The sequence below is a fragment of the Clostridium sp. CCUG 7971 genome (genome assembly GCF_017590215.1).
Lineage (GTDB): Bacteria > Bacillota > Clostridia > Peptostreptococcales > Peptostreptococcaceae > Faecalimicrobium.
In genome coordinates, this window is the sequence record NZ_JAFFPK010000021.1 from 1 (window position 1) to 21,710 (window position 21,710).

General features: G+C 24.1%; 20 protein-coding genes and 1 pseudogene. 15 read left to right on the forward strand and 6 right to left on the reverse strand.

Annotation, left to right across the window (positions count from 1 at the left end; translation table 11 throughout):
* Positions 1 to 36: 36 nt before the first annotated feature.
* Both JWF52_RS03135 and JWF52_RS03140 read right to left on the reverse strand, forming a co-directional pair.
* Positions 37 to 1,086, reverse strand: coding sequence for a hypothetical protein (locus JWF52_RS03135; RefSeq protein WP_208331890.1), 1,050 nt, complete (start codon positions 1,084 to 1,086; stop codon positions 37 to 39).
* Positions 1,087 to 1,357: 271 nt separating this feature from the next.
* Positions 1,358 to 1,600, reverse strand: coding sequence for an ATPase (locus JWF52_RS03140; RefSeq protein ID WP_208331891.1), 243 nt, complete (start codon positions 1,598 to 1,600; stop codon positions 1,358 to 1,360).
* Between the two features lie 151 nt (positions 1,601 to 1,751).
* Between JWF52_RS03140 and JWF52_RS03145 the strand changes: the two genes are divergently transcribed.
* The 5 genes from JWF52_RS03145 (at position 1,752) to JWF52_RS03165 (ending at position 6,756) form a co-directional block, all read left to right on the forward strand.
* Positions 1,752 to 2,741 carry a GIY-YIG nuclease family protein gene (locus JWF52_RS03145; RefSeq protein WP_208331892.1) on the forward strand — a complete coding sequence of 330 codons (990 nt, stop codon included), beginning with the start codon at positions 1,752 to 1,754 and terminating at the stop codon, positions 2,739 to 2,741.
* A gap of 133 nt (positions 2,742 to 2,874) precedes the next feature.
* Positions 2,875 to 3,105, forward strand: coding sequence for a hypothetical protein (locus JWF52_RS03150; RefSeq protein WP_208331893.1), 231 nt, complete (start codon positions 2,875 to 2,877; stop codon positions 3,103 to 3,105).
* Between the two features lie 238 nt (positions 3,106 to 3,343).
* Complete coding sequence (locus JWF52_RS03155) at positions 3,344 to 3,871, forward strand: sigma-70 family RNA polymerase sigma factor (protein ID WP_208331894.1); 528 nt, start codon at positions 3,344 to 3,346, stop codon at positions 3,869 to 3,871.
* On the forward strand, positions 3,864 to 4,733 hold the full coding sequence (locus JWF52_RS03160) for a DUF6241 domain-containing protein (protein ID WP_208331895.1): 870 nt from the start codon (positions 3,864 to 3,866) through the stop codon (positions 4,731 to 4,733). The genes JWF52_RS03155 and JWF52_RS03160 overlap by 8 nt, the downstream gene beginning before the upstream one ends.
* A gap of 16 nt (positions 4,734 to 4,749) precedes the next feature.
* On the forward strand, positions 4,750 to 6,756 hold the full coding sequence (locus JWF52_RS03165) for a penicillin-binding transpeptidase domain-containing protein (protein ID WP_208331896.1): 2,007 nt from the start codon (positions 4,750 to 4,752) through the stop codon (positions 6,754 to 6,756).
* 111 nt (positions 6,757 to 6,867) lie between these two features.
* Here JWF52_RS03165 and JWF52_RS03170 read toward each other — a convergent pair whose 3' ends face one another.
* On the reverse strand, positions 6,868 to 7,068 hold the full coding sequence (locus JWF52_RS03170) for a cold-shock protein (RefSeq protein WP_042275034.1): 201 nt from the start codon (positions 7,066 to 7,068) through the stop codon (positions 6,868 to 6,870).
* A 311-nt stretch (positions 7,069 to 7,379) separates the two neighbouring features.
* Between JWF52_RS03170 and JWF52_RS03175 the strand changes: the two genes are divergently transcribed.
* From JWF52_RS03175 to JWF52_RS03195, 5 genes are all read left to right on the forward strand, one after another.
* The gene (locus tag JWF52_RS03175) at positions 7,380 to 9,518 is read left to right on the forward strand and encodes an adenosylcobalamin-dependent ribonucleoside-diphosphate reductase (RefSeq protein ID WP_208331897.1); all 2,139 of its coding nucleotides are present in this window, start codon (positions 7,380 to 7,382) and stop codon (positions 9,516 to 9,518) included.
* Positions 9,519 to 9,672: 154 nt separating this feature from the next.
* Entirely contained in the window at positions 9,673 to 10,347 is a 675-nt protein-coding gene (locus JWF52_RS03180; RefSeq protein ID WP_208331898.1) for a response regulator transcription factor, read from the forward strand.
* Positions 10,348 to 10,696: 349 nt separating this feature from the next.
* Positions 10,697 to 11,371, forward strand: a complete 675-nt coding sequence (locus JWF52_RS03185) for a sensor histidine kinase (RefSeq protein WP_208331899.1) — start codon at positions 10,697 to 10,699, stop codon at positions 11,369 to 11,371.
* A 124-nt stretch (positions 11,372 to 11,495) separates the two neighbouring features.
* On the forward strand, positions 11,496 to 12,251 hold the full coding sequence (locus tag JWF52_RS03190) for an ABC transporter ATP-binding protein (protein ID WP_208331900.1): 756 nt from the start codon (positions 11,496 to 11,498) through the stop codon (positions 12,249 to 12,251).
* The gene (locus JWF52_RS03195) at positions 12,238 to 14,121 is read left to right on the forward strand and encodes an FtsX-like permease family protein (RefSeq protein WP_208331901.1); all 1,884 of its coding nucleotides are present in this window, start codon (positions 12,238 to 12,240) and stop codon (positions 14,119 to 14,121) included. The genes JWF52_RS03190 and JWF52_RS03195 overlap by 14 nt, the downstream gene beginning before the upstream one ends.
* Before the next feature lie 38 nt (positions 14,122 to 14,159).
* On the opposite strand, the gene JWF52_RS03200 is transcribed toward JWF52_RS03195, so the two are convergent.
* Positions 14,160 to 14,432: a hypothetical protein gene (locus JWF52_RS03200; RefSeq protein ID WP_208331902.1), complete on the reverse strand. Its 273-nt coding sequence runs from the start codon at positions 14,430 to 14,432 to the stop codon at positions 14,160 to 14,162.
* A 278-nt stretch (positions 14,433 to 14,710) separates the two neighbouring features.
* Entirely contained in the window at positions 14,711 to 15,040 is a 330-nt protein-coding gene (locus JWF52_RS03205; RefSeq protein WP_208331903.1) for a hypothetical protein, read from the reverse strand.
* A 190-nt stretch (positions 15,041 to 15,230) separates the two neighbouring features.
* On the opposite strand from JWF52_RS03205, the gene JWF52_RS03210 reads away from it, so the two are divergent.
* Positions 15,231 to 15,836: an acetate uptake transporter gene (locus JWF52_RS03210; protein WP_208331904.1), complete on the forward strand. Its 606-nt coding sequence runs from the start codon at positions 15,231 to 15,233 to the stop codon at positions 15,834 to 15,836.
* A 70-nt stretch (positions 15,837 to 15,906) separates the two neighbouring features.
* Here JWF52_RS03210 and JWF52_RS03215 read toward each other — a convergent pair whose 3' ends face one another.
* Positions 15,907 to 16,491: a DUF3793 family protein gene (locus JWF52_RS03215; protein ID WP_208331905.1), complete on the reverse strand. Its 585-nt coding sequence runs from the start codon at positions 16,489 to 16,491 to the stop codon at positions 15,907 to 15,909.
* A gap of 187 nt (positions 16,492 to 16,678) precedes the next feature.
* Between JWF52_RS03215 and JWF52_RS03220 the strand changes: the two genes are divergently transcribed.
* The 4 genes and pseudogenes from JWF52_RS03220 to JWF52_RS03235 all read left to right on the forward strand — a co-directional run.
* Positions 16,679 to 17,233 (forward strand): hypothetical protein, encoded by a 555-nt coding sequence (locus JWF52_RS03220; protein WP_208331906.1) that lies wholly within the window; start codon positions 16,679 to 16,681, stop codon positions 17,231 to 17,233.
* A 119-nt stretch (positions 17,234 to 17,352) separates the two neighbouring features.
* Entirely contained in the window at positions 17,353 to 17,973 is a 621-nt protein-coding gene (locus tag JWF52_RS03225; protein ID WP_208331907.1) for a hypothetical protein, read from the forward strand.
* 322 nt (positions 17,974 to 18,295) lie between these two features.
* The gene (locus JWF52_RS03230; RefSeq protein WP_208331908.1) at positions 18,296 to 21,085 is read left to right on the forward strand and encodes a sensor histidine kinase; all 2,790 of its coding nucleotides are present in this window, start codon (positions 18,296 to 18,298) and stop codon (positions 21,083 to 21,085) included.
* 302 nt (positions 21,086 to 21,387) lie between these two features.
* Positions 21,388 to 21,710 (forward strand): annotated as a pseudogene (locus JWF52_RS03235) (oxaloacetate decarboxylase subunit alpha); the annotation flags it as partial.

Sequence of the window (21,710 nt, forward strand, 5' to 3'; positions counted from 1 at the left end):
ACATTAATAACTCTTTTTATTATTTTTAAATATTAATTAACATTTACTTTTATAAAACTTAATACTAATATCTTTTAAAGAAATTTTATTAGGGTTAAAGTTGTGCTCTTTTAAATAATTATAAAAATCTAAGTCATAAGCAAATCTAGTATATTCATATGCACTTTTATAATATTTATAATCTAAATATTTTGAAAATCCTTCAATTAAATTTTCCTCACACCATTCTTCGAAAGTATAAAGTTCTTTACCTGTATCATTATAAGCTTGCATAAATTCTTTATCTTTTTTTAATAAATTGCAAACATCTAAAAACTCAGGGGTTTTGGTAAATGTTTCAAATAAAGAATGTGAATATTCATAAAAAGGAATACTTAAAATATCTTTAGCAGTTGTATCTGGTTGTATAGTTGATACTAAGAGATTTTCTTGTTTAAACTCTTGATGTTGGAATGGGTTGAAACTATAATAAAAAACTGACTTAATTTCTTTATCAAATTTTATTCCAGAGGTAGTTTCCATAAAGTTTATAACATTAACATCATTTAATCTTAAAATTTCATTTATCTTGTTTGATTTCTTATCGAATTTACTTACATTTTTCTTAAAATATGATTTAAAGTAATTATCATAAAAATAATTAAAAAACTTATTAATATCTTTCTTTAAATATCCTGGCAAGTTTAAATTTTCATCATTAATAATAGTATTAACTATTTCTTGAGTAGTAATATTATCATCTAAATTTATAACGGAATATACATAATCTAAATGGCTACCATATGTAAAAATATTTCTTAAACTTTTTTTCATATCATTATCCATATCATTATATGAAGATTTAATCCATTTATAATGTTTATAAGCTTCTTTTCCATAATCTTTGTATAATGCTTCTGAAAATGTGTCTGGGTTTCCTATATTTATATTATACATTTCATATGCTGTCTGGATTAAAGATGTTTTTAGTGTTAATCCGCGAACATCTATGTTTGGAATATAATCTTCAGCATTTATACTTGAACAACCTGTAAAAAGGTTCATCAATAATATATTTAAAATAATTATATATTTTTTATATTTCATCTTATCACTCCTTATTTTTATAAAATTGAACTTAGAAGTTAAAATACCTTTTAAAATCATTCTCCAAGATATGCTTATAAAAATTAGGGAAAATAAATAATTTATGTCTATAAAAATATTAAAACAAAGCAAAATAATAAAAATGGTTAGAAAATATTGTGGATAAATTAAGGAATGGCATATTTTGTAAAACGAAATTTATAATAAATAGTAAAATATTTACTCAGAAAAGTGCCACAGTATATGATTCTGTGGCTCTAACTTTTTATAATTATAATTTCTTAATAGATACTATTGAATTTAAAGGTAGGTAAAATTTTGAACTTTCATTAAAAGATGAATTAAGTTTACCTAAATATTTTGAATCAAGTACAATTACTAAAGGAGTTACTTCTACAACCTCACCATATAAAGGATCAAGGCTAAAATATGTGTAAAGTTCCACATATTCATTAAAAAAAGTTAAAAGATAATTATAAAAATTTTTAGGCATTTGCTCAGTTGATTTAGTCATACTATCAACTCCTTTATGAGATATAAAGCCTAATATAATATATGATATTTGTAAAAGTTTGGTTCTTGATAAATAAAAAATAATATATATAATAGTTATATGGTAGTATTTAGTCTAATAAATTATATAGCTGTAAAATAAAGAGGATATTATGAAACTAAAAGAAAAGATAAATCAATTCCCAAAAACTCCAGGTATATATATGATGAAAGATAAAAATGGAGATATCATATATGTTGGAAAATCAAAAAAATTAAGAGATAGAATAAAAAGTTATTTTGTAAATTCAGCAAATCATTCAAGAAAAGTGATTAGAATGGTAAAAGGAATTTATGATATTGAAATTATAACTACAGATACAGAATTAGATGCACTTTTATTAGAGTGTGAGATGATTAAAAAAATAAGGCCTATTTACAACAAATTAATGAAAAATCATGAGAACTATAAGTATATTAAAGTTCATAAAAACTTAGAGTATCCATATATAGAAGTGGTAAAAGAAATAGATGAGGATAGTTTATATTTTGGGCCATATAGCATGGAAAAAAAAATAGAAGAAATAAAAGAAATTTTAGTTGAATTTTATAAAATACGATCATGCAAAAGATTAGTAAAATGTGTAAAATATGACTTGAATCAATGTCTAGGGCCATGTAGAGAAACAATTAGCAAAGAAGAATATAATAAAATATTAGATAAAGTTAAAGATACTTTAATGGGAAAAAATAAAGATATACTAAAAAGTTTAGAAAATAAAATGCAGGATGAAATACTAAAGCTTAATTTTGAAAAAGCATCAGTAATAAGTAATAAAATAGATTTACTTAAAAGTTTTTTATCTAAGCAAAATATCATAAATACTATGAATAAAAAAGAAAGAATATTTGCTTGGATTAAGCTAAAAGAAAATAAAATTAAAGTTTACATAATTGAATATGGAATCCTAAAAAGCTCTAAAATAGTAGAGACTAAAAACTTTAATTTAATTAATATAAATGATTTAATAACAGAAATGCAAGAAAAAGATATAAATCCTAAAGAAAAACAAAATTTAATAAATAAAGATGATATAGATTTTATTAATATAATTTACTCATATATAAAAAATAATGAAGAAATTAATTATATTATTCTTTAATAATAAAAAAGAGTTAACTACTTATTAGTTAGCTCTTTTTTATTATAGCTTATTAAAATTTGTTTAGATGTATGTCAATGATATTATATGGAGAAAATAATGCGAATTATAAATAAGGATGTGTATTAATACAATGGAAGAAGAATTAAATATACTAGAAAATTTATTAAGAAAAAAACAAATAACATATAATGAATTTAACAATCTTATCGGAAATTATTATGTAAAAGAATATGAGGAACTAGAAGATAATTATTATTTAATAAAAGTAATAAGACCATCAGATTCTATAGACAGTAGTAAGAACTATTATACTGACTATGTAGAAGTAATTGGTAAGATTTATACATTTACAATAAGATAAAAGTTATTATAAAATAATATTCGTAGGAAATAGTTTTAATATAAAATGAATTATTATAAAATTTGGATACTAATTTGTGATGCAATTAATAAAATAAAGCATAGAGAAGAATTTTCTCTATGCTTTATTTTATGAAACCATAGTTTTAATAAAAAATTAAAGTTTTTAAAACGTTTTGTTTAAGGACAATGTCTAATAAGTGTAATCATAAATGAAAGTATATAATGAGGGAGAAAATATGGAAGATATAGTTACAGTAAAGCGAGCTATTAAAGGTGATAGGGAAGCCTTTGAACAGTTAATAGGGATACATATGAATTATTTATATAGGGAAGCATACCTAAGAACTAAATATGAAGATGATGCTAAAGAAGTAGTTCAAGAAACAGTATACAAAGCATTTAGAGGCATAGAAAAACTGAGGCAACCTGAGTATTTTAAAACATGGATAACACGAATACTTATAAATGTATCTAATGATTTTTTATCAAAGAACGGAATTATAGATTTAGAACATGATGAAGAGGCATTTATAAAAGAGGTAGTTGTAGACGATCAAAGGGAGATAAAAATAGATTTATATAATGCTATAGATGAACTAGAAGATAAGTATAAAGACGCAATTATCCTCAGATATATTCATGATATGAAAGTAGAAGAAGTAGCAAATATACTAAATCGCCCTGTAAATACAATAAAAACACATATAAGAAAAGCTATAAGTGACATGAAAAATTTATTGAGGGAGGGATATAAAAATGACTAAGGACAAGATAAATAAAAATAATCTAGATGATATAAATGATTTAGATTTTGATGAGATAGATATAAAAGAACTAGATAAAAAAATGGAAGAATTTTATATAGATAGAGAAAAAATAAGTAATATAAAAGTTCCTGATGACATGATGTTTCTAGCTAAAAAATCAATAGATAAAGCACAAAATGATATGAAAAAAGAAAGGTTGAAAAAAATATCAACATCTGTAGTAGCAAGTATAACTATAATATTATCCATTGGGGCTTATAATCCTGTACTAGCACATAAAATACCTTATATAGAAAAATTATTACAAAATATAAATAACGTACTGCATATTGATGAGATAGCACGTATTACAGAAATAGATAAGATTTTACCGAAGGCTAAGATAGATAAAAAGGGGAAAATAAAATTTGAGGTAAGAAAAGAAGAACTTGCACAACCGAATTTGTCAGATAAAGATGAGAAAGTACATAATCAAGATGCTATATATGAACCTAAAGAAGATGAAAAGTATATAGAGGTACACGAAGATAGCGTAAATATACCAGTAACAGATGAAGAAACTATAAACCTAATACATGAAATGGCAAATGGGATAATAGTTGCTAGAGATTACTCTAGAGGTTACACAGAAATAAGTTCTAAAACAATAGATGCAGCCTTAAAAGGTGTAGAAAATATGTCTGATGAAAGTAGCAAAAACTATTTGCATAACGAACTAAAAAAATGGGAAGCTGGCAATTTTGATAATGGAGTAGAATTACATAATTATGTATGGAGAAAGTTAAATGGAGAAGTAGGAGAAGCAATAGGTCTTCATTATGGGGAAATAGAAAATATAAAAAATAGTCATTTTAGGTAAATTTAGGGGGATTAGTATGAAAAATATAAATAAAAAAATTAATTTAATACTTTTAATTATAATTACTATTAGTTTGAATATTATAGGATGTAATAAAGCAGATAAAGAAAAAGATAGTTTAGATAAATATATAAAAGCATGGAGCAGTCAAAGTTATGAAAATATGTATGAATTACTATCTAAAGATTCTAAGGAATATATTGATAAAGATACATTTATAAAAAGATATTCAAATATATATTCAGCAATAGGAGCTAATAATATAAAAATAGATATAAATAAAGGTAATAAATCTAATCCATATGATATGCAAATAATTGTAAGTATGAACACAATAGCTGGAGATTTAAAATTTGATAATTTTAATATAGATTTAGCTAAAGAAGATGGAACATATAAAGTAAAATGGAAGGAAAGTTTAATACTTCCTAATATGATAAAAGATGATAAAGTAAGGGTAGTAAATAATTTTGCGGAAAGAGGAAGCATATTAGATAGAAATGGAAATAAACTAGCAACTAATGGTACTGTAAACTCTATAGAAATACACCCAAGTGTATTTGAAGCAAAAAAAGAAGAAAATATAAGTAAGATGGCTCAAATTTTAGATATTGATGAAAGTTATATAGAAGATAAACTAAATAAAAATACTAATCCAGAACACTTAGTTCCTATAGTAGACGTATCAGATCATGAAGTAGATAAAGCGAATAAATTATTTGAAATGGAAGGTGTTAAAGTATATAAAAAAAACTCAAGGGTATATATACAAGGTGAAGCACTAGGAAATCTAATTGGATATATAGGAGAAATAAATAAAGAGGAATTAGACAAAAATAAAGGAAAAGGATATAGTCCATATAGTAGGATAGGAAAATCAGGATTAGAATCTATATATGAAGAAAAGTTAAGAGGCAAAGATGGGGCTTATATCTACTTAGAAAGAGGAGAAGAAAAAATAACTATACAAAAAACAAATCCGACTAATGGAGAAGATATAAAATTATCTATTGATTCAGATTTACAAAATAAAATATATAATGAAATGAATAAAGAAAAAGGAGCATCAATAGCCTTAGACCCTAAAACTGGTGAAGTATTAGCTATGGTAAGTTCTCCATCTTATGACTCTAATACCTTAGTAACATATAAAACAAAAGAAATAGAGAATATATACAAAAATAGTAACAATGCACAATTTCAAAATAGAGCAAACGATGTATATTCTCCAGGTTCTACAATGAAGTTAATAACATCAGCTATAGGTTTAGAAAGTGGAGTAATTAATCCAAGTGAAGCTATGGAAATAAAAGATAAAGATTGGCAAAAAGATAGCTCTTGGGGAAATTACAAAATAAGTAGGGTTAAAGGAGATAAATTATATGTTAATTTAAAAGATGCGGTTAAATACTCTGACAATATATATTTTGCAGACAAAGCACTTAAAATAGGAAGTGATAGATATATAAAAGGAAGTAAAAAATTTGGCATAGGAGAAGAATTAAAGTTTGAATATCCTATGCAAAAATCACAAATATCTAATAATAAAAATTTAGATAATAAAATACTATTAGCTGATACAGGTTACGGCCAAGGAGAAGTTTTAATGAGTCCTTTAGATGTGGCTATGGTATATAGTTCTTTAGGTAATGAAGGTAATATAATGACACCAAGGTTAGTTATAAGTGAAAATAAAGAAGCTAAAGTTTATAAACAAGCAATAGATAGTAACTATATAGGTCAACTAGTAGATGTATTTTCTGCTGTTGTAAATGAAAAAGATGCAACCGCTAGGATTGGGAAGATAGATGGAATAAACATAGCAGGTAAAACGGGAACTGCTGAAATTAAAAAAAGTAAGGAAGATACTAATGGAAGCGAAAATGGATGGTTCGTAGCGCTAAATACTGATACTCCTAAAATAGTAGTATCTATGATTATAGAAGATGTAAAAGAAAAAGGTGGAAGTGAGTTTGTAGTTAAAAAGGTAAGTAATTCAATAAAGCACTATTTAGAAAGATAATATAAAAAAGTACCTACTAGATAGGTACTTTTTATATTAAAATTTAATTATAACGCAAAAAAAGAGCATTTGCTCTTCTTTTGAAATAAAAATATATCTATATTAATATAATTATATTCTATTTACGTTTGCAGCTTGAGGTCCTCTAGCTCCATCAGTTATTTCGAAGCTAACCTTTTCGCCTTCTTCTAAAGTCTTGTATCCGTCACCTTGTATAGCTGAAAAATGTACGAAAACGTCATCTCCACCTTCTACAGATATGAATCCAAATCCTTTTTCACTGTTAAACCATTTTACTATTCCGTTTTTCATTAGAAAAATCCTCCGTGTATTTAAAAAATCCAAACTTATTAAAATAAGTCTGTTCCATAAGTATATATTATATAAAAAATAAAAACAAGTACTATTTCAAAAAACATTTAAATAAGTTAAAAATATATTCAAAATATACATTTAACAGATAAATTTAATAAATTTTAATATTTACAATTTCTACTTTATAACAATTATAAAACACAATATATAGGAAAGTATAAAAAGTGTGATACAATATATTGTGTATATATCGAAAAGTTGGGTATGAAGTAAATGTTAAAATAGTATTTAAAATTGGAGGGATTTGAATGTGCAAAGTAATAAAAAGAGACTTAAGTGAAGAAGTCTTTGATAAAAATAAAATATTTAATGCTGTTTATAAATCTAGTATAAATAGTAAATTTGGAATAGACATAGATTTAGCAAAGTCGATATCTTTAAAAATAGAAGAAGAAATAAAAAATAGTAAAAAAGATTTTACAGTAGAGGAAATACAAGATAAAGTTGAAGATTTACTTATGGAATCAAATAGAAAAGATATAGCTAAAAAGTATATTTTATATAGAGAAAAAAGAGCGGATATAAGAAGTTCTAAATGGAAAATGGATGAACTGCAAAAATCGATATGGTCTAATAAGTATCAATATGAAAATGAAAGTTTTGACAGTTGGATAGAGAGGGTATCTGGAGGAAATAAAAAAATATCAAAATTAATAAGAGAGCGTAAATTTTTATTTGCCGGAAGAATATTAGCAAATAGAGGTTTAAATAAAGATGGAATAAAAGTAACGTATTCTAATTGTTATGTACTTAATAAACCAGAAGATAATTTAGAAAGCATATTTGACACTGCAAAAAAATTAGCTAAAACATTTAGTTATGGTGGAGGTGTTGGTATTGATATATCAAATCTTAGACCAAGTGGTGCTTTAGTTCATAACTCTGCAAGAACTACTACAGGGGCTGTATCTTTTATGGATCTTTATTCTATGACAACGGGTCTTATAGGTCAGAAAGGAAGACGTGGAGCTCTTATGATATCAATGGATGTAAGTCATCCAGATATAGAAGAATTTATAGATATAAAAACTGACTTAGAAAGAGTTACTAAAGCTAATATATCAGTGAGAATAAATAAAGAATTTATGGATGCTGTATTAAATAATAAAGAATATGAATGCAAATTTGAAGTTAAAGATACTGGACAAATAATAATTAAAAAAGTAGATGCAAAAGAATTATTTATGAAATTAATAAAAAATAACTGGGACTATGCAGAACCGGGAATACTGTTTTGGGATAATATAGAAAAAAATCACCTATTAAGTGAAGATAAAAACTTTAAGTATGCAGGAGTAAATCCATGTGCAGAAGAACCACTTCCTGCAGGTGGAAGTTGTTTGCTAGGTTCTATAAATTTAGCAGAATTTATAGTAGAACCATTTACCAAAAATGCAATATTTGATATAGAAAAATTCAAATCATGTGTATCTGATTGTGTTATAGGATTAAACGAAGTTTTAGAAGAAGGGATAAGCTTACATCCTCTTAATGAACAAATTGAATCGGTTACAAATTATAGACAAATAGGGTTAGGGGTTATGGGAATTGCAGATATGCTAATAAAACTTAACTTAAGATACGGTAGTGATGAGTCTATAAAACTATGTAGAGAATTATCTAAAACTATGCTAAATGCAGCAGTAAAACAATCAGCGATGTTAGCTAAGGAATTAGGAACATATGAAAAATATAACAAAGAAGCAGTATTAAACTCTAAGTTTTTCAAAGAAAATATTACTGAAGATGTAGAACAATTAGTTAAAGAATATGGACTTAGAAATTCGCAAATATTAACTATAGCACCTACAGGTTCAATATCTACAATGCTAGGCATTAGTGGAGGAATTGAGCCAATGTTTAATACATCATACACTAGAAAAACAGAATCATTACATGATGAGGATGTATATTACAAAGTATATACACCGGTAGTATCTGAATATATGCATATTAATAATATAGAAAATGAGGATGAGCTACCAAATATATTTGAAACAGCTATGACCCTAAAACCAATAGAAAGAATAAAAATGCAAAGTTCATGGCAAAATAGTATAGATGCATCTATTTCTTCTACAATAAACTTGCCACATGAAGCAACCGTTGAAGAAGTTTATGATATATATGTTGAGGCTTATAAAAACAACTTAAAAGGAATAACTATATACAGAGATGGATGCAAAAGAAGTGGAATTCTAATAAATGAAAAGCCTAAAAAAAGTAAAAAAACAAAAGATGAAGAAAGTGTTAGCATAGAAAAAGAAATATCTATAACTACAGATGAAGTAGAAAAATTTGTATGCCCTGAATGTAAAAGTGAGACAATAATACCTACAGGAGGATGTGCAATTTGCCTTCAATGTGGCTATAGTAAATGTAACTAAAAATTTATATAAAAAATGCCCAAGCCTATTAAATAATAGGTTTGGGTATTTTTACATTTAATCACATATAAATTATAAATTTACATAAATTGTATAACTCTGATACAATAATTTTCAGATAATATATTAAAATAAAAATAAGAGGGTGATAAATATGATAGATATATTTATTGTAGAAGATGATAAGGCTTTAAGTAGAGAAATTAATACACATCTAAGTAAGTGGGGATATAACGTACATGAAGTAGAAAATTTAGAAGATATAACTAACGAGGTAATAAAAGCTAACCCAAAACTAATATTGATGGATATTAATTTACCTTGTTATGATGGATTTTACTGGTGTAGTCAAATTAGAAACTTTATGAAAGTTCCAATAATATTTATATCATCAAGAGATAGTGATATGGATATAGTAATGTCTATAAATTTAGGTGGAGATGATTATATAACAAAGCCATTTTCTCCACAGGTTCTAGTAGCAAAAGTTCAAGCTATACTTAGAAGAACATATTCATATAATAATAGTTTAAATAGCGATATAATCAAATATAAAGATGTAATACTTAATATTTTAGAAAGTAAAATTTACTTTAAGGAAAAATTCGTTGAATTAACTAAAAATGAATTTAAGATAATTAATATTTTAATTAAAAATCAAGGTAATATTGTAAATAGAGATACAATAATAGAAGAACTTTGGGATAGTGATGAATTTATAAGTGAAAATACGTTGACAGTAAATATAAATAGGCTTAGAAAAAAATTAGGAATAATAGGTTTAGATAATTTTATAACTACTAAAAAAGGACAAGGGTATAGTATATAATGAATATTTTTAGATATTTAAAGGAAGTAAGAATATATTTGTTTTTAGTTTTTGCAATATTGATTATTTTAAATTTAAATGTAGTGTTAGACTTGAATTTATCACATGTATTAAATAGTTTAATTTATATAAATGCATTAATAATAATAATTTGTATAATATTTTTTATATTTGGATATTTTGAATATAAAAAAAATATAATGAGATATATAACCATGTAAATAATAATATAAAAAAAGAAAATGGTTTAGTTAATCCATATTTTTATGATGTTATAGACAATAAGATAAATGACTATGAAAATAATATACAAAGCTTAAAATATGAACTTCAAGAAATAAATGATTATATGACAAATTGGATACATCAAGTGAAAATACCAATAGCGGTACTTGAAATAATATCTCAAAGAGTTAAAGAATTAGAAAACCAAAATAATTTACAAAATGAAAATAGTTTATACAAAGAAATAAATATAGAGCTAAAAAGAATTGAAAGTCTAGTTGGCCAAGCGTTATATATATCAAGGTCTGGAAACTATAGTTCAGATTTTTTAATAGAAGAAGTTAATTTAGAAAAAGTGATAAAAGAAATTGTAAGACGAAATAAACATTTATTTATATACAATAAGATAGACTTAAAACTAGAGAATTTAGATGTTAATGTATTAACTGATAAAAAGTGGATAATTCACATAGTAGAGCAAATAATAGATAATTCATGTAAATATATAGAAGAAAACGGACAAATTGAAATTTATACAGCTAAAGATGAGAAAAGTATAAAGTTACATATAAAAGACAATGGGATTGGAATAGCACCACAAGATATAGAACGAGTTTTTGACCAAGGATTCACAGGAAAGAATGGTCGTAAAAAAACTAAATCAACAGGGATGGGCCTTTATATATCTAAAAAAATATTGAATAAATTAAGTCACAGCATAGATGTATCTTCAACTCAATGTGAATTTTGTGATATATATATAACATTTTATAATTTATCAGATTATTTTACGCTCTAAATAAAACAATTTCTAATGTTACATAAATGTAATTTTAATATCCAAATTGTAAGGATGATGGATTGATTATAAGTGCTTAAATTTATAAAATATATGTATAGTTATGATTTGGAGGTAGATTAATATGTTAAAAGTTGTTAATTTAAACAAAGAGTATAATACTCAAACTAATAAATTTAAAGTTATAGATAATATTAACTTAGAAGTTAAAAAGGGTGAATTTGTAAGTATAATGGGACCATCAGGTGCAGGAAAAACTACACTTTTGAATATTTTATCAACAGTAGATAAGCCAACTGAAGGAAAGGTATATTATGATAATAAAGATGTTCATGCCTTAAATAACAAAGAAATATCAAAGTTCAGAAGAGATAATATAGGATTTATATTTCAAGACTATAATTTATTAGATAGTATGAGTGTAGAAGATAATATAGCACTTCCTCTTGTTATAGTAGGTAAAAAACAAAGTTATATACAATCAGAAATTATTAGACTATCAAAGTTTTTTGGAATAGATGGTCATCTTAAAAAATATCCATATGAATTATCAGGAGGTCAAAAACAAAGAGTTGCAGCAGCTAGGGCTCTAATTACATCACCGTCTATAATATTTGCAGATGAGCCAACTGGAGCACTTGATTCTAAATCATCATCAGAACTTTTAAATTGTCTAAAGGATATGAATGAAAAGTTTAATGTTACAGTAATTATGGTAACTCATGATGCATTTGCAGCAAGTTACTCTAAAAAAGTAATTTTTATAAAAGATGGAAAATTAAATGCAAGAATAGATAGCAATGGAAAAAGAAAAGAATTTTTCAAAAATATAATGGATTTACTAACATCTCTTGGAGGTGAAGTAAATGAACTTATTTAGGTTATCAACAATGAATTTAAAACAAAATTTAAAAAATTACGGAATGTATATATTTTCAATGGTTTTTTCAATAACAGTTTTTTATAATTTTATATCATTTATATTTAGTGATCAAATTAAAGCACTATCTCAGCTTAAAACAGTAGCTATGATAACAAATATGTGTGCAGTAGTACTAGTTTTATTCTTTATATTTTTCATATCTTATTCAAGTAGCTTTTTTATAGAACAAAGAAAAAAAGAGTTTGGAATATATACATTTATGGGAGTTGAAAACAATAAGATAGCACTTTTATTTGCAACTGAAGGTCTAATTACAGGAATAATCGCATTAATAGTGGGGATATTTTTAGGGATATTAGTTAATAAGCTATTTTTAATGGCAATTGTAAAAGTAGCTAAGATAGATGCAGTTATAAAGTTTGAAGTATCAAGTTTAGCTATAATTATAACTTCTTTAGTATTTTTAAGTATACTTTTATTTGTATTTATAAAAGAGTATATAACCTTAATAAAAACAGATATAACAAAATTAATAAATGCAAAAAATGTCTATCAAGTTGAAAACGCTAAAGGCTCTACATTAAAGGGATTATTAGGTTTTTTTGTAATAATACTAGCTTATATATTTATTGTAGGATATAAAAGATTTAATATACCATTTCCAATAGCTATAATGGGAACAGTTATTATGATTATGATTGGTACTTTGTATTTATTTAAAGGATTTTTTACATTAATAATAAGCAAAATAATAAAAAATAAAAAGTTATTATATAAAAAAACTAATATAGTAAGTTATAATAATATAATATTTAGAATAAAAAATAACAATAAAACATTAGCTCAAGTTGCTATTTTAATAACTTGTACATTGACAAGTCTTATAACTGCTTTTTGCATGATAAACTTAATTTCAGGTGGAAAAGAAGTCGAGGTTCCATATAGCTTATACTATATTAGTCAAAATTCTAATGATGATAAAATAGTTGATGAAGCTATTAAATTAAGTAAAGAAGAAATAGATTTTAAAGCAAATTTAGATTTTATACCATATAAAACTAATTTAAATTCATATATAAATGATTTTAATATAATCAGATACTCAGATATAGAACATATTATGGATAATAAAAAATTAGTAAATGAAAAGAAAATAATAAAAAATAATCCTAAAGAAGGTGAAGCTATAATAATAATTCCTAAAAATCTTATAAATGCATTTAACTTAAAAATAAATATGAATATAGGTGATAAAAAAATAAAAATAAATGATGGTTTTGCATCTTCTATAACTGGAGTGTTAACAGATTCAGGAATTTTAATTGTAAATGATAAGGATTATTTATACTTTGAAAATAATTTAAAATACGATGATATAATAAAATTTAGAGGTATAACTTTAAAAAACTATGAAAATACAAATAAAATATCAAGTTATATAAAAAAGCATACAGATATGTCTATGTTTAGTTTTGATATGTTTAATGAAGATGATTATAACTTTATAAATTCAGTATACTTTATTGGTATTTTTTTAACATTAGTGTTTATGATATCACTTGGAAGTATAATGTATTTTAAATGTATATCTGATGCAAGTATTGATAAAGTAAGATTTGAAACTCTGAGAAAATTAGGTATTAGCCAGGAATATATAAATAAAGCTATATATAAGCAAGTAGGAATATTTTTCTCAATGCCTATAATAGTAGGTGTCATTCATAGTATAGTTGCAGGATATGCAATTAATGGTTTATTTAATGAAAGTGGTTATATAGTAACATTTGGATCAATATTCATATTTACACTTATTTATATAGTTTATTATATTGCTAGTGCAAAAAAATATATAAGAGTAACAAAATAAAAAAGAGCATTCTTATGTATGCTCTTTTTCTTAATTTATTATTTTAATTCGATTATATAAGCTTTTGTTTGAGGTGGTATGCTCATAGTCATTGCATTAGAGTGATAAGCAAGTACTGTATCTCTAATATTTAAATTTGTTATAGAAATTTCATTACATTCTGAGTCTAAAATTAAAGTTTTAGGTGATACAACTAAAGTAATATAAGTATAAATGTTATTAATATCTTTACCTATAGTTATAAAAGTGGTTTCATTATCTATTTTTCGTATATCAACTATATAACCGCACGCATAGCTTACATATTTCATAATGTCATCTCCTTTATTAAAATTTATTTATTAATCTTACTTTTTAAATATGAAATCAAATTCCAAGGTAGATTAGGTGCACTATTTTGAGTTAAACATTCAACTCTAGTAATTAAGCTTACATCGATTAAAGTATATTCAAGAATAGAGCTATTTCTTATTCTATATCCTTTAATATTATTATTTCTCTCATCTATATCAGTAACTAAAAATGGAAAGTTTGTGGTATTTTTACATTGGCTTTCCTCTAAGTTTGTACATTGTGTTATTCTTACAAATCACCTACAGTTTCTAATTATGTCAAAAATATAAGATTTATCTGGAGTTTGGACCTCACCCATGCATTGAATATTTAATATTTGACTATTTTTTAATATAATATCCTCAACAGGCTCTCCATTTCTTAAAATTACACCCTCTACCATTTCACAAGGTCTATTTATTTTAGTTACTCTCATTGTTATTGTTTTGGTATTTACACATTGTTTATTTAATGTTAAAGAACAATAAGTAATTCGAAGTGTCTTACTTTTACATTTATCTATGATATCGTATAAGTCACTGGTAGTTACAGTTTTAATGCTGGGTCTTGGAGATTGAAAATCCATATTTCTTCCTCCTTATATTTTATAGTAGTACCTATTATATAAGCTATGGATGTATATAAATATATGTTCCAAATGATTGCTATAAAAATTTATAAATAAACAAATAATAAATGTATAAAAAATTTTTATTGCAAAAAATAAACAAAAATGTATAATATTATTATATATAAAATTATAGCAGGAGGAAAAAATGAACGAAAATAAAGTTAAGATAGTTGTAGCGGACCCATCAGCGCTAGGACTTTTCGGATTAGCAATTATAACACTTGTAGCATCATCTCAAAAATTAGGATTAACATCAGGAGTATCATTAATAATACCATGGGCAATCTTTTTAGGTGCTTCAGCTCAGTTAATGGCATGTATAAATGATTTCAAACACAATAATACTTTTGGAGCAACAGCATTTGGAGCGTATGCATTTTTCTGGTTTGCTGTTGGATTCACATGGTTAATACAAAACGGAGTATTCGGAGCAGAGCTTGCTTCAAGTATTGATACAAAGCAATTAGGATTTGCATATTTAGGATACTTAATATTTACATTATTTATGACTATAGGAGCAATGGAAACTCACAAGGTATTATTTGCAATATTTGTATTTATAGACTTTTTATTTATAGGATTAACATTAATGTCATTTAATATAATTCCAGAATTAGCACATCAAATTGCGGCGTATTCTGAATTATTAATAGCAATATTTTCATTCTATGGATGTGGTGCATCTGTTTTAAATACTCACTTTGGAAAAGTATTTTTACCAGTTGGAAAACCATTTGGAATATTTAAATAGTAATTATTAAAATTTTTAATTATATAAAAGCCTTATAGAAATACTATAAGGGCTTTTATATAATTAATTATTAAAATGACGAAATTATAACCTCAACACTTTGAGAACGAAGCATACTTCTAATTTTTTTTCTGTGATCTAAAAATTTATAATACAAATCTTTAGATGGCTTTGGATCTCCATAAACCTTCCAATATTTTGTATTATGAAACTCATAGTTTCCATATCCCATAAATCCGACAACATCTTTAAGCGGATACCCCAAAAATATTCCTATTTCATCAGGAAAAATGTCTCCTTTTAATTTATCGATTAAATGAGAAAGAGTAGACTCAACATTAAAATCTACAGGATAACCTAAAAACTTTAATAGATTTTTAATTTTTATATTATTTAATTGATTAGCTAAAGATTCTTTATTTATAAATAGAATTTTATATCCTTTTTTTTCTTTATTAATAACAACAATATCTATTTTTTTACAATTATTAAAATGACTATAAATATCATCTAATTTACTCTCTTTAGATTTATCAAATGCTGGAATTGTGACTATTTCACAGGGCTTAGATCCCATAAGCACAGGACCTAATAACTCTATAAGCCATTTTATATAGGATGAATTCATCTTATTTTCACAAGAATAAAAGTTCATAATTAAATCTCCTTAATTAAGAATGATAATAAATCAAAAATACTATTTAACAAATGGTAACCTTTTTTGATGACAAATATTCATAAAATTATTAATTATTTTAATTTAAAATTTTTATAAATAATTTTATGAAATTTACAAATAATAATATTGAAAAATAAAGTTTTAAATGAAAGGAGTCACAATTATGAAACGTATATTACTATTAGGTCTTTTTATACTTTTCATCTTTAATATTTCAGGATGCACACCACAACATAAAAAAACAGAAGAACCAACTACACAACCAAATAAAATAGATGAGAATATAGATAAGCAAAAATCACCAATGAGTAAAGCAGAATATAAAGAGAATCTAGTTAAAAGTTATGAAAAATACATAAAACCATTAGATTTAAAAAATTATGATGATTTAGAAGATATAGTAGCTAAAAAAGGTGAAATAAATCATGAAAAATTTCTAAATGATTTAGAAGAATCATTAAATGACAGCAAAATAAATATAAAAGCTTTTGAAGAATCTATTATAGGATTAGAAATAGATGATGATAAGTTAAAAAAACTAAATGATAAATTAGTAGAAGAATGCAAGGTATTAATGGATGATATAAAAGTTAAAGAAACAGCAATAGCTAAAATAGATGAAAATATTTTAAAAAAACCAACTAAAGAGTTAATACAATACTTAAAAACTAATTTAGATGACGATATAACAGAAAAAATAAATTTGATGAAACTTTAGATCAAATAGAAGATATATTAGGTATAAATTTAGAAAGTTAGACCAATATATTAATGAAGAATTGATATGATACATATCAAATAAAAATAAATTAACAAAATAAACCGAGGAGGAAGAATATGAAAGGTAAAAAATTAATAACAGTAGGTATAGCACTAGCAATATCATTAGGAGCGGTGGCATGTACTAAGAAAACTCCAGAACCAACACCAACGCCAGCAGCACCATCAGAACAAAAGAATGTACCTGCAGGAGAAGACTATACAGCTAACTACTCTAAACATTATAACGAATATATGACAGGACTAGCTGATTATAGTATGTATAAGAATACAGAAAGTGTAAATGAATACTATAAGACAAACAAATATCCAGGAAATGAAAAATATGTATCAGATCTAAAAGCTGCATATAAAGATAGTAGAGATAAAGTTAAATCATTTGTAGATTCGCTAAAAAAAGATGGGAAAACAGAAGATGAAAAGTTAAAGAAAATGAATGAAGATTTGATTGCAGAGGGAGAAAAAACAATAGCTAACTTAGATGAAAGAATTAAAAAACTAGATGAGCTTCCAAAAGATATAATGAATAAAAGCCAAGACGAATTTATATCAGCAGTTGATGAAGCTACAAGAATAAAAGACAAAACTGAAAATGGATTTAACAAAATGATAGAAGACATGAATAAAGCATTAGGATTCAAGCCTAATACTACTAATAATACAAACAAACAAAAATAATATATTATAAATAAAATGCCTCATAAATATAATTTTTTATTGAGGTATTTTATTTTTTATATATGTTTAAAAATTAATTTAAATTAAAATATTCTGAAAAAATACAAGTATTATCAAAAGCATTAACTAGTCAGGAAGTAAAAGAATTTATAGAAAAACAATATAAAAGAAGTATAATTCCGTCATTTTAGTTTAATAAAAAGGAGTAGCTATTAGCTACTCCTTTTATTATAAAAAAGTTTATGTAAATTCATAAAACGACAAATTTTTTTTGAAATTAATGTTAATATATTTATATAAAATATAAAAAGTGGGGAATTTTATGAATGCAAGTTGTGCTGATATAAAAGAAGATAGTAACGATTTAAAAAGATTAATTAAAGATTGTAGAGGATATATAATAATTAACATCATGTTTACTATTATTGGAATAATAAATATTGATCTTTACTCTACATTTATAAATATAGTAAGAATAAGTTTATTATGGATATTTATATATACAATAGGCCATAATATAGTTTTAGAAAATCAGAAATTTTTTAATATAATGAATATAAGTAGTATAGTATTAGTTATTTTAGCAGGATTAAGCGCTGTTAAAGTAGAAGAAAACGTATTTCAATTTTTTATATTAAATTTTATCATAATAAACCTAACTAACTTTATATATATTAGACATAATGAAAAAAAAATAACAAAAAAATACAGTCTAATAATGTTTTATATAATTTTAGCATTTATATATAGTATGTGTATATTGCATATAAATAGAATGTTAACTAATAATTTATTTATGTTCATTAACCTTAGCATAGCTATTTATAATGCAGTATTATCTCAAACAAAAGAAAGTAAAAATATGAATCATTATGAAATGATAAAAAACTTATCACTCATATCTTTAATTGGTAATATATTAGGTGTTTTATATGTTGTATATATTTTTAAATACAGTTTAACTCATATATACTTACTTAAAGGAGTTATATATCTTATTTTATTTAATTATACATATTATGGATATCAATATTGTATAAAAAATATAATAAAAAATCCATATTGTGAGTTGTTAAATACAAACAAAGAACTTGATAATAAATCAAAGCAATTAAATAAAATAAATGTTGCAATTAAAAATGAAATTGAAATTTGTAATAAAATAAAAAAATATATAAACCAAAGAAATGAATTATTAAATCAATCTTTAGATGCTATGCCGAATATATGGATAATTACAGATTATGAATTTAATATATTATATACAAATAATAAATATAAAAATATTTTTAATGATCAAATAGAAAACTTTTTTGATTTAATAATAAACGTAAAAGATTATAAACAAATAAGAGAAGATATTATAATTAACAAAAATAAAGAATGCATAGCAGATAAAATTATTTATTTAGATGAAGATATTTATACTTTAAATATAAATAATAATTTATTAGATAATACTTACTTAATTTGTTTAAATAATATTACAAAAGAAATCAAATTAGAGCAAGAACTTAAAGACATAAAAAAAGAGTATGAATATATAATTGAGAATATACCATGTGCTATAATGATTAGAACTTCCAGTAATTTAATAGAAAATATTGATATTTTAGGAATAAATAAAAGCTTCTCAAAGTTATTTGGATATAGTAAAGAAGATATAGAAGGTATGAATTTATTAGATTATTATAAAACATTTAATATCGAATTTTTAGATAACAAACATTATAATAAATTAAATTTAACCATTGAGGAAAAAATTAAAAATATACAAGAAAATGCAAAAGATTATAATCTTATAACGATGGTTATGGAAGATAGAGAGTGCACAAATAGGAACATAGAAATAACTGTAGATGATTATATAGATGATGATAGTAATCATAAAATATTAATTTTAAAAGATATGACTGAGGAAATAAATACATATAAAGGTGTAAATAGACAAAATCAAATTTATAGACAAGTTTTAAACTCTGTACCAGAAGGTATAATAATTGAATCAGCAAGTGATGAAAAAATAATTTATACTAATAAAAAGTTTAGAGAGATATTTGGTATAAGAGGAGATAGGAAAACAATAGAAAAACTATCAACTAAATATAGAGATAGGCTATACACTAAGTTTTTATATAATCTACATGTTGGAGAAAAGGATAAAAGTATATATATAGTTAATGAAGACAAAAAAATAAAAGAGATAAAGATATCAACTAAAACTTGGTATATGGGAGAAGAAAGATTTAAAGTAAAATTAATTGAGGATTTAGGTCAGCAAAGAGAAGCCGAAAGAATAAAGGAAATACTAATAAGGCAGAGAGAATATGATCAATTGAAAATAGAATTTTATGCCAACATGTCTCATGAATTAAAAACTCCATTAAATAATATATATAGCTCAACTCAATTAGTAGAAAACTTATATAATAAAAATAAAGTCAAAGATGGACATAATGAAATAACAAATCATGTAAAGATTATAAAGCAAAATATGCTTAGGCTCGTAAGACTTATTGATAATATTATAAACATATCACAAGTAAAGTCTGAAATTTACAAGATAAAATCTGTAAACTTTGATATTGTGTATTTAATTGAAGAAATAGTAAGTTCTGTACAACCATATGCAAGTGCAAAAAATCTAAATTTAATATTTGATACTAATGAAGAAATACTGTTAGTCGGATTAGATCCTGAGACTATTGAAAGAATAGTATTAAACTTATTATCTAATGCTATTAAGTTTACAAAATCTGAAGGCGAAATATTAGTTGCAGTGTATAAAGTAGAAAATAAAGTACAAATAATGGTTAAAGATAATGGCGTAGGAATTGATGAAGAAAAACTTACAGATATATTTGGAAGATTTAAACAAATAGAAGATGGAGGAGTATCAAATGAATTTGGTAGTGGAATAGGGCTATATTTATCAAAGTCATTAGTAGAAGTTCAAGATGGAAGTATTGATATAAAAAGTAGGCTAAATGAAGGTACAGAGATTACAGTTGAGTTCCCTATTAAAAAAGTAAAGGAAGAAGAAGAAACAATTGTTGAATATAGTAATAATATAGAAAAATTTAAAATAGAATTTTTTGATATTTACAAATAATCACCTATATAAAAAGTACTATAAATAATTTATAGTACTTTTTAGCGTGAGAAATTTTTAGAAAAAATAAAAAACATAAAAAAACATAAAAATATATTAAAAAAATGAGGAAAACGTTATATAATAATCTTGAATAAAGAAGTTAAGTAAAAATATACAAATAGGTTAATATTTTAGGAGTATAAGAGATTATCATTTAAAAAGTTAATAAAAAATTAAAATTTAGTATTTTAGTGAATTATTAATTTTAAGCAATATCACATTTAGCTTAAGAAAATTTTAGGGGGGAGTGTAATATTAAAATGAATCAGCTTAAAATAACTGAAACGGCTTTAAGAGATGGACATCAATCCTTAATAGCAACTAGGTTGAAAACTGATGAAATAATACCAATATTAGAGACTATGGATCAAGTGGGGTATCATTCTTTAGAGGTATGGGGAGGAGCTACATTTGATGCATGTATAAGATTTTTAGATGAAGATCCTTGGGAAAGATTAAGAAAGATAAAATCAAAAGTAAAAAATACAAAGCTTCAAATGCTTTTAAGAGGTCAGAATTTACTTGGATACAGAAACTATGCAGATGATACTGTAGATAGATTTATAGAATTATCTATAAAAAA

Excerpts from the sequence above, each read along its gene's own strand:
- JWF52_RS03135 (WP_208331890.1), bottom strand. The coding sequence starts at position 1,086 with ATGAAATATAAAAAATATATAATTATTTTAAATATATTATTGATGAAC.
- JWF52_RS03140 (WP_208331891.1), bottom strand. The coding sequence starts at position 1,600 with ATGACTAAATCAACTGAGCAAATGCCTAAAAATTTTTATAATTATCTT.
- JWF52_RS03145 (WP_208331892.1), top strand. The coding sequence starts at position 1,752 with ATGAAACTAAAAGAAAAGATAAATCAATTCCCAAAAACTCCAGGTATA.
- JWF52_RS03150 (WP_208331893.1), top strand. The coding sequence starts at position 2,875 with ATGGAAGAAGAATTAAATATACTAGAAAATTTATTAAGAAAAAAACAA.
- JWF52_RS03155 (WP_208331894.1), top strand. The coding sequence starts at position 3,344 with ATGGAAGATATAGTTACAGTAAAGCGAGCTATTAAAGGTGATAGGGAA.
- JWF52_RS03160 (WP_208331895.1), top strand. The coding sequence starts at position 3,864 with ATGACTAAGGACAAGATAAATAAAAATAATCTAGATGATATAAATGAT.
- JWF52_RS03165 (WP_208331896.1), top strand. The coding sequence starts at position 4,750 with ATGAAAAATATAAATAAAAAAATTAATTTAATACTTTTAATTATAATT.
- JWF52_RS03170 (WP_042275034.1), bottom strand. The coding sequence starts at position 7,068 with ATGAAAAACGGAATAGTAAAATGGTTTAACAGTGAAAAAGGATTTGGA.
- JWF52_RS03175 (WP_208331897.1), top strand. The coding sequence starts at position 7,380 with ATGTGCAAAGTAATAAAAAGAGACTTAAGTGAAGAAGTCTTTGATAAA.
- JWF52_RS03180 (WP_208331898.1), top strand. The coding sequence starts at position 9,673 with ATGATAGATATATTTATTGTAGAAGATGATAAGGCTTTAAGTAGAGAA.
- JWF52_RS03185 (WP_208331899.1), top strand. The coding sequence starts at position 10,697 with ATGACAAATTGGATACATCAAGTGAAAATACCAATAGCGGTACTTGAA.
- JWF52_RS03190 (WP_208331900.1), top strand. The coding sequence starts at position 11,496 with ATGTTAAAAGTTGTTAATTTAAACAAAGAGTATAATACTCAAACTAAT.
- JWF52_RS03195 (WP_208331901.1), top strand. The coding sequence starts at position 12,238 with ATGAACTTATTTAGGTTATCAACAATGAATTTAAAACAAAATTTAAAA.
- JWF52_RS03200 (WP_208331902.1), bottom strand. The coding sequence starts at position 14,432 with ATGAAATATGTAAGCTATGCGTGCGGTTATATAGTTGATATACGAAAA.
- JWF52_RS03205 (WP_208331903.1), bottom strand. The coding sequence starts at position 15,040 with ATGGATTTTCAATCTCCAAGACCCAGCATTAAAACTGTAACTACCAGT.
- JWF52_RS03210 (WP_208331904.1), top strand. The coding sequence starts at position 15,231 with ATGAACGAAAATAAAGTTAAGATAGTTGTAGCGGACCCATCAGCGCTA.
- JWF52_RS03215 (WP_208331905.1), bottom strand. The coding sequence starts at position 16,491 with ATGAACTTTTATTCTTGTGAAAATAAGATGAATTCATCCTATATAAAA.
- JWF52_RS03220 (WP_208331906.1), top strand. The coding sequence starts at position 16,679 with ATGAAACGTATATTACTATTAGGTCTTTTTATACTTTTCATCTTTAAT.
- JWF52_RS03225 (WP_208331907.1), top strand. The coding sequence starts at position 17,353 with ATGAAAGGTAAAAAATTAATAACAGTAGGTATAGCACTAGCAATATCA.
- JWF52_RS03230 (WP_208331908.1), top strand. The coding sequence starts at position 18,296 with ATGAATGCAAGTTGTGCTGATATAAAAGAAGATAGTAACGATTTAAAA.